We start from the raw sequence: 9,617 nt of genomic DNA, 5'->3' as shown, positions 1-9,617 counted from the left end.
CAACGGCAATCGGGCAGGGGGTCAATCGACCGTGACGGCAGCTTTGTTCGCGTCTTGCGGTGCGGAGCGGCCGAACAGATCGGTCAGGCGCGTCTTGAGAAAGTAGGCGGCACCGGCCATCAGCCGCTCAGCGATCACATCAGCGTGACGTTGCCGCCAGTTTTCAAGCTGCGTCCCTTTCACCCATTGGTTAAAGGCGCCGAGCGCCGGCCCGCAATGCACTTGGTAATCGACCCGCTGCTGCTCGCTGCCCTTCATCGCAAGGCGGGAGCTGTGCACAAAATACCAACGGAAGATCAAGGCCATCTTGTGCTTGGGATTGCGCTCGGCCTTGTCGATTTCTTGCGGTGCGACCTTGCGCAGATATTCGCGCGTCTCGGCATACACTTCATCGAAGCTGCGCTTGAAATAGGTGTCCTGGATCTGGCGCGCTGTCTTTTCGTCAATTTCGTCCAGCGACTCGTAGCGCCGCCACAGGTCATACAGCTTATTGGCGCGCGCTGGAAAGAACACGCCGCGCTTGAGCACTTGCACCCTGGCTCCGATTTCAAACATATCGCCCGCAGGCGCGTACTCGGTATCCTGAACGTTAATGCCTTGCAACAGGTCCTTGACGGCGTCGCTAGTGCCGGCCTGCGGCGTGCACTGATTGATGGAGCCGGTAACGATGAAATCCGCACCTAAGATGAAGGCCGCCGCAGCCGATTCGGGCGAGCCGATTCCCCCCGCCGCGCCGACGCGCACGGGCTGTTCATATCCTCGCTCGCGGCAAACCAGATCGCGCTGTCGGATGATGGTCGGCAACAACACGAAGGCCACGCCCATATCGGTATGTCCGCCCGAGTCGGCTTCGACCGTCAGGTCGTCCGCCATCGGCACCTGCGCGGCCAGGCGGGCCTGTTCGTCGGTCACCAGCCCTTGCTCCAGCAACTTATCCACCACATGCCGCGGCGCGGGCTCGAGGAACTGCTGCGCAACCTCGGGCCGGGAAATCTTGGCGATGATCCGGTTGTCCGCCTTTACCTTGCCCCCTTGCATGCCTAGACCGCGCAAGCGGTACAGCACCAGTGCAGGCGTGATCTGCATGAACGCCGCAGCCTCGATCACCGTGATGCCCTTGCGCAAGAACAGCTGCACCAGCTCCATTTCCTTGCCGGGATTGGCCAGGTTGCAGACCAGGTTCATGCCGAAGGTCCTTTCGCCCACTTGCACCCGGATGGTATCGATGGCCTGTTCAACCACGCTGGTTTGCAGGCCACCCGCGCCAAAGAACGCCAAATAGCCCGCATTGGCCATGCAGGCTACCAGTTCGATTGAGGCGATGCCCTTGTACATACCGCCGACGACGTATGCCTGCAGAACACCGTAGGCTTCTCGGAACGACGCCGATCCAAGGTGCAACGCTACATCGGACGTCCGGGACGGCGTCCGGGCCGGCGCGGCGCGCGACGACTCAGAAGGCACATCGGGCAATGGCTCGCGCCGAATCTTGGCTACCAGGTTAGTCAAGATGTTGCCAGGCCCAATCTCCTCGAACACAGTCACGCCGTTGCGCAGCAGGTACTGAACACTTTCCACCCAGCGCACCGATCCGCCCACCTGACGTTCGAGCAGCTTGGAAATCTCGGACTCGAGATAAGGTTCGGCTGTGACGTTGGCGATGACGGGGATCGACAGCGCGCCAAAGCGTGTCGCGCGCAAGGTATCCCCAAACTCCCGCATGGCCTGGCTCATATAGCGCGAATGAAACGGCGCGCTGACATTCAACGGAATCACCATCCCGCCCGCGGCCTCCAGCGCGGACTGAACCGCCTGAAGATCGGCCGATGGTCCCGAAATCACTGTTTGATTGGGCGCATTGAAATTGGCGAAATCCAGCGTGGTGCAACCAAGCCGCCGGAACGCATCGGCAATCGCCTCCCGGTCGAGATTGAGCACCGCTGCCATGCCGCCTTCCACGGTTTGCGCCATTAATTCGCCACGTTTTTTGACCAAGTGCAGACCGGTTTCGAAATCGAAGGCACCGGCGGCGAACAGGGCGCAGAACTCGCCCAAGCTATGGCCAAGCACATAATCCGGCGTATGGCCCGAGCGTACCTTGCTCAGGTAGGACAGCACGTTCGTCACGTACAGCGCGGGTTGCGTGAATTCAGTCTTCGCCAGCTCGTTGCGCGGATCATGCAGACAAAGTTCCTTGATTGAATACCCCAAGATCCGATCAGCCGCAGCCGTCAACTCGGGGAAGGCCTCGAACAGACCCTCGCCCATTCCGCGCTGCTGCGCACCTTGGCCAGGAAACATGTATACGACTTTGCTGTGACTCACGGTGAAATCCTCGCGTTGCTGAGTAATCGAACGGCACCGGCCGATCACGCGCTCGAATGGCGCGAGAGACGGATCGAACGGACTCAAAATAAAGGAACAAGTGGATGCGGACGCTGCAGGCAGGCAACGCTTGACGAAGTTCGCCAGAGTGCCGGACGGCCCGACATCGATGTACTCGTGGGGCAAGCCGCCGTGCTCGAGCGCACCGACCGCATCAGGCAGATTCAACTGGCCGCGCACCACGTTCCAGAAATAATCAGCCGGAAAGGTCTCGATACACTTGCCGAAAGTGGATGAGATGAACGGCACCGACGGAGCGCAGGTTGCAAGATCAGCCACGAGGTCGAGGAAGGCATCCCGCACGCCGTCCATTTCCGACGAATGGAAAGCGCGGCTAACCGGCAGGCGCTGAAAGACGCGGCCTTGCGCCTGTAAAATGCGCTCGGCATCATCAAGCGCTGCCGTTGTGCCGGAAACCACGAAATGCTCGTCGAAATTCACAGCGGCGAGTTCCGTACGCTCGGATAATGCGGGCAACTCATGGAATAAACCCGTCGGGGCCAGCACCGCCGTCATGCCTCCCGCTGGGCACTGCTGATCGAGCAAACGGGCCTGTCGCACTACAAAACGCATGGCCCGCTCTACGTCGGTCACACCGCTGATTACGGCTGCGGCGACCTCTCCCAGGCTGGAACCCAGCACTGCATCCGGCCTCACGCCTTGTTCGATCAGGATCGTGGCTAAGGCATACTCGAGCATAAAGATTGCGGGATGGGTCACCAGGATGTCGTCGAGCGGCGCGCTTGGGCGCGATGACGGATAGATGCTCTCCAGGATGGACGGGCTTCCCTCTTCCAAGGCTATACGGTCGAGCCGCTGTAGGATTTCTCGATATCCCGCATGGCTGTCATACAGACTTCGTCCCATCTGGAGGTATTGCGACCCTTGGCCTGAAAACATGAAAACTATCGACACACCATTGCCCTCTTCGCGACATCGTCCTTCTCGGGATAACCGGACTTACGCATGCGATCTCACTTGCTCTCCAGCCCCGACACCGGTGCTCCGCTCCAAAGTGAGATATGTCAACAGCACACTGGCCAGCGAGGCCACGTTTTCGCTGGAAAGCATCGACATATGCGTTCCAGCCACCGTACTCACACGCGGCGTTTTGCTCAGATAGCGGGCATAGCGCCCCAATGTCTCATCGAGATTGGCTTCGCCGAGAATGCTGTTGGCGGACAAAATCAGGAGTACTGTTCCTGCGACATGTCCGGACGGTTGATAGTTGATGCTCATCTTGACCTGTCTGGCCAAGAGCTGAGCTTGGCGCTGGCGCGCATCGGTCAGACCTTCTATCGTCTCTTCATCGGATGCCGAGCGAACGGCCCACTGGGCTACCTGCTTGCCCGTTATGCCGCCGTCGCCGAGGAAATAATCGAGCTGAGTGGGCAGCAAGTCTTGGTTCTGCTTGTCTTTGGAGGCGTAGAACAAGCTATCCAGCATGAACAACACCACTTCCGACCCCAACGCCTCAAGGGTGCGCGTCATCTCGAACGCGATCGTGGCGCCGAATGAATGGCCAAGGATCAAATACGGACCTTGAGGTTGGACTCGCAGCATTGCGTCTACATAGCAGCTAACCATTTCCCCCATGGTGTCATGCGCTTGCCAGGGCGCAACCAGACCGCGATAGTCGAAGCCATATACCTCCACCTGCGTCTCCAGCGCGCGAGCAAGCGGATAGAAGATCGCGGCGCTCGCGCCAGCGGCCGGCACACAGAACAACTTCGCGTCTTGGGGCTGCTCTGACAAACGCGACACTGGATGCCAGGAGGCGTCCACCGAAGTGGTCCCTTCCCCCTGCCGCAACGCCGTCCAATCGATCTCCAGGCCTTTGCTCCAAAACTCAAGCAGGCTCGTCAATTTCCGACCTGCCAGCCAGCCATCGACTACCCTCCGAAGATCGGCATCTGCTAGGATGCTGGCACTGAAGGCGTGGTTTGCGCTTGCATCGCCGGTATATAGCCCGGGGATCGACGTTTCGCCGCCGAGGTATGCGTTGAGCTTGCCGATCAATTCCGGAACGCTGTCCACCACCACCCCCATACGCTTCCCCCACAGCGCTCCACTCGACTGAGACGTCAAAGCCAATGTATGTAGATCAATCAGCTCTGCAGGCCGCTTACTGAATATTGCTACCATGCTGCCCGCCACAGCGCGCAACTGCGCTTCGCTTGGCGCAGACAACAGAATGGCTTCAGACTCGGACTCACGCTCGGGCGCCGCTGCGGCAACAGTTAACTGCGCCCCCAGGTCGACGGGTTCAAGCACGATCGCTGGCGCAGCAAGTATGTCGCGGATGCCATGGCGCCGGACCAGGAAGTCCGCAACGCCACATAGCGTCATTGCAGGCAAGTCGAGTAAGTCCGCCGGCTGAGTGTCCAAACGGTAAACCCGATTCACCTCGTTGATGAATTCCGTCAACAGCACAGAGTCGAAACCGTAGTCATACAAATCGGTTTCCGTATCAAGTTCCGCCTCGGCTGTTTTCAAAAGCTCACCTGCCAGCGCCCGGAGAACGTGTAAAACCGATGCATCAGCTATCGACGGCACCGTCGGCGTCTCAACCGGTAAATGCGATTCTCCGAGCCAGACGGCAAAGTCCCCGATCGTCGCATGATCGAGCAATACACCGGCCGGCAGCTCGATGCCGAATTGGCGATTGAGTTCGGCCACAACCTGAGCGCTGGTGACCGAATCCAGACCATAGTCTTCCCACTGTCCTTCGCTGTCGATCGCGTTCGCCGGTACTTTAAGCACGGCGGACATAATTTCTTTTATCGCGCGCTCGACGCTGCCCGACATGCGCTCCACGGCAGGAGCGGCCTCAACGCGGGAGCACGCGCCCAGATGCCGCGCCAAAGCGGTCACGGTGGAATACTCGTAAAACAACTCCGGCGCCACATCTTGACCGAACGCATCCCGAATCGCGCCGGCCAGTTCGACCAACGTGACCGAATCGAAGCCCATGTCGGTCAATTCCGACTCCACGTCGACGTCGGCTGCTTCGATTTTCAAAATCGTAGCGATCAGCTTGGTCAAATGGTCGGCCAACTCGTACGGAGCAACACTCGCTTTGATACCGAATCGCCTAACGTCCGGTTGCGTTTCTTGCTTGGCACTCAATCGCGCACAGAAGGTTTCGAGTTCGGCGCGCACGCCTTCCAGCACCAGCAAACGCGGGCAAGACTGCCGGATCGCAACGTGCAACGCCCGCACACCATTATCGCTGCCAAGTGGCGTCAGGCCGGTCTGCTCGCGCAAGCGCGCCAAAGCCTCCGGCCGCATGGTCATGCCACCATCCCGCCAGAATGGCCAATCGATCGCCACAGTCAACCCGGAGCGTCGGCCCGTGGCAACCTGGGTGTTGCGCCATCGCGCGAAGGCATCCATGAAAGCGTTGGCGCAGGCGTAATCGGCCTGGCCGACATGGCCAAACACGCCAGAAAGCGAAGAAAACAGCGCGATGAAGTCCAGAGATAAGTCTTGGGTTGCCCGATCCAGATTCACGGTGCCTCTCACTTTTGGCGCCAGCACCCGCATCAGGCTATCCTCGCTTTTCTCCCTCAGCAGCTTGTCTTCGAGCACCCCGGCGATGTGCAGCACGCCGTCGATCCGGCCGAAGCGTTCCACCAGCTCGTGGACGGCAAGTTCGAGCGCCTGGTCGTCAGCCACATCGACTGTCAGATAGTGCGCGCACAAGCCTCGCGCCTGCAGTTGATCCAGAGTTTGTTTCTGCGCTTCGCCAAGCGAGGCACGGCCAAGCAATATCAGAGTCGCATTCTCTGCATGACGCGCCAGATCCTCGGCGAAGATCTGCCCCAGTCCGCCCATTCCACCGGTGAACAGATAGACGCCCCGATCCTTCCACACCGGTCGCGCCGCCCCGGAGGCCTCGCGCGTTTCGGTCAGAGGCACCCAGTGCTCTGCTACGCGTTCCAGCATGGGCGTCAACCATTGCGCATCGAAATCGGCATGTTCACGCGCGACTGTGCGCAACAAGCCAAACAAGCCGGCGAACACGCCCGCCTCCCCTTGCGAGTCGACAACGAGTTGCAGCAGCGTTTTGCCCGGTGGCTTTTCCTTGACATGCTGTTGGATTACGCGCAAAAGCGTCAGCGCATAAGCTTCATAGCGAGCGTCGATGCCGAGGCCAGGCTCGGCGCGCAAATCGAGCGTGACCAGGTGCGCGGAAGGGAAGCGCTGCCGTGCGCGCTCGGATCGCTCCAGGTCTGGCTCGCACAAGAAAACAAAATGGTAATCGGCAATATCGGAAGGTTGCCCAGCCGTAGCCGGCGCAGGAACAAGCAGCGACACCGCCGTTTCGGGCGACGTCTTGACCCGCTTGAAGCTCCGGGAGGCATATCCGGTCATCTTGATACATAACCGTCCATGTTCGTCATACAAATCGACATCGAAGGCCTGCACCGGCTTCGTCCCCTGACGCTCGGCGACACTCGCGCTCAACACCGCCCAACGTGGCGCAGCGGTTGGGGCCGGGAAGCGGATTTCATCGAGCGAAAATGGCACCAGCGGGCATCGCGCCTCATCCGGCTCCACGGGTGAAAATGCGATGGACGCCTGAAGCGCGGAGTCGAGCAGACAAGGATGTAGCCCAAAGCCTGACGCCTGGGCACGTAAAAACGCTGGCAGCTGCAAACGGGCGGCCACCCGCGCCAGACCCGGCCGTATGGCTTGCAAGCCGCGATGCCCGGGTCCGTAATCAATGCCCAGCCCATGGAATCGATCATAATAAGCGGCTGCCGCTGTCCACGCTTCATCCGGCAGACTTGCCTCGTCCAGCAGCGAAGATGGCAAGCTCGTGGCAGTACCCAGTTCTGCCTCTCCGCGGCAGAACACCAGACGACGTACGGAGGCACCAGAATCTGACGCGACTTGATAGAACTCGAACGAGAAACGACGTTCAGCGCTCGGTGTTAGCATCAAGTGCAAATCTGCCGGCCGACCATCGCTGACGAACGGCCGTGACCACACCACATTGCGCAACGCCAGTTCGGCCACTTCGATCCGCCCGGCCAATGCATCGAGCAGCGCCGCGCGCGCGAGTTCTAGGTAAACCACGCCCGGCAGGATTTTGCGCCCGTCAATGCGGTGGTGGTCGAGGAAGAATTCGTCACCACCGAGCGTAGCCACATATTCATGCCCCGCCTCACTATCTGCCAATCGATGCAGCAGACTTGGCGTGATATGGCATTGAGTGCCGCCAGAATGTACCAGCTCGCGCGTGGCGGGCGGCACCCAATAGCGCTCTTGCGCGAATGGATACGTTGGCAGGCTGACTTTCTCCGGTATACTGTTCCGATTCAGTTGCTGCCAATCGATGTCGGCTCCATTTGCCCAGCACCGCAACAACGTCTCTAGCTGCCCCTGGGCCGCAGCCTGCGCAAGATCTTCGGCGCCCTCCGATGATGGATGTGCCTGCGATGCTTTCTTAACTACGCGTCCGGTCACAATGTCGGAAGCCTCGTGGCCAAGCTCGATAAACGCCGCCAGTTTGTCATCCAGCGCTTGCCAGGATTCCGTCACAAATCCGAGTCGCTCCTCCAAAGCTTCGCGTCCGGTCTGCAAGGTATAGGCCACCGCGCGCAAACCATAGCGGGGGCCATCCGGCAACGCCCTATCAAGCGCCAGCCTAGCGCGCAGTTGAATCGCCCGTTCGCGCAAACGGTCGCTGTTCTTCGCGGACAGAACGATCAGAACAGGGGCTTGTCCTTCAGCCTCTTCCTCCTCAGGACGCGCGATATATTCCTCGACGACGACATGCGCGTTGGCACCTCCTGCGCCAAAGGAAGAAATGCCGGCGATGCGCGGTAACGCGACCTGGCCATCGGACGCGCAGCTTTGCCTGGGCCAAGGCGCCAAGCACTGCTGGACGTGAAATGGGCTATTGTCAAAATCGATGTTACGGTTGAGTTCATGCGAATGAAGCGACGGCACGAGTTGACCATGCTTGAACTGCAACAGAACCTTGGTTAGGCCAGCGATGCCTGCCGCACTTTCGCAATGGCCGATATTCGACTTGATCGAGCCGATCGCGCAGCCCGCAGCGCCAACTCCGTCCTGTGCGAACACGCTGCAGAGGCCTTCCATCTCAATCAAGTCGCCGAGCGCGGTTCCCGTGCCATGCGCCTCAAGGTAACCGACCCCTCGCGCCGACACGCGCGCGCGTTTCAAGGCCATGCTCAGAACGGCTGCCTGGGCTGTCGATTTCGGCACGGTAAACCCAGTCGCCCTGCCGCCATGATTGATCGCCGTTCCCTTTATCACGCCATAGATATGGTCGCGATCGGCAATAGCATCAGCCAACGGCTTAAGCAATACGGCACCGACGCCTTCCGCCGGAACATAGCCGTCCCCCCCCTGCCCGAAGGTTTTGCAGCGACCGATGCTGGAAGCGAAACGTCCCTGGGCGTGCAGGAGGTATTTGTTCGGATGAATCGAGACATTGACTCCGCCCGCAATCGCATAGCGGGACTCCCCGCTTTGCAGACTCTGGCAGGCAAGATGCACGGTGGTCAGCGACGAGGAGCACATGGTATCAATCGTTATGCTCGGCCCTTGCAAACCGCAAAAATAGGATACCCGATTGGCAATCGAGGCCGGCAGCGCGGCGACGATGGTTTCAGAATTACTGAAAGCGGTGTATTCGGTATATTGCACACCGACAAAGACGCCAACGTCCCCCACATCCGCGAGGGCTTGGCGCGTATAACCAGCATCCTCAATCACGCTGTAGGCACATTGCAGGAACAAGCGCTCCTGCGGATCCATGATTTCCGCCTCGCGCGGGGAAATATTAAAAAACCTTGGGTCGAAACAATCGACCCCATCGAGAAAGCCGCCCCACTTACTATAAGTTTTGCCAACCTCCCCTTTTTTCGGCGAAAAGATCGCCGCGTGATCCCAGCGGTCTTGAGGAATCTCCGTTACACAGTCTCGCCCATTCTTGAGGTTTTGCCATAACTGGTCGAGATCGGCCGCCATCGGGTAGCGTCCCGCCAATCCGATGATTGCGATATCATTCGCGGAGGGGGAGGGAAGGTTCGCAGCGGCGAGTCCGCCCTCTACCGTTTGAACAGCGTCGGAACGCGCAATGCGCTTGGGATGTCCGAACTTGGAAGTTGAATGCGCCATGGAAGATTCCGAAATCAAGGTAGGCAATGATTCATCGCACCTAAATCTACAAGAAATCGTCCAGCACCAAACCT

General features: G+C 59.5%; 2 protein-coding genes. Both read right to left on the bottom strand.

Annotation, left to right across the window (positions count from 1 at the left end):
* Positions 1–21: 21 nt before the first annotated feature.
* Entirely contained in the window at positions 22–3,285 is a 3,264-nt protein-coding gene (gene fabD / locus NKT35_RS10150) for an ACP S-malonyltransferase (RefSeq protein WP_254300972.1), read from the bottom strand.
* 60 nt (positions 3,286–3,345) lie between these two features.
* Positions 3,346–9,543: an SDR family NAD(P)-dependent oxidoreductase gene (locus NKT35_RS10145; RefSeq protein WP_254300971.1), complete on the bottom strand. Its 6,198-nt coding sequence runs from the start codon at positions 9,541–9,543 to the stop codon at positions 3,346–3,348.
* Between the last annotated feature and the right edge of the window lie 74 nt (positions 9,544–9,617).

The organism is Chromobacterium sp. IIBBL 290-4, from assembly GCF_024207115.1.
Classification (GTDB): Bacteria; Pseudomonadota; Gammaproteobacteria; order Burkholderiales; family Chromobacteriaceae; genus Chromobacterium.
The sequence above is the reverse complement of the archived record's forward strand: the minus strand, read 5'-3'. Positions and strand labels throughout refer to the sequence as shown.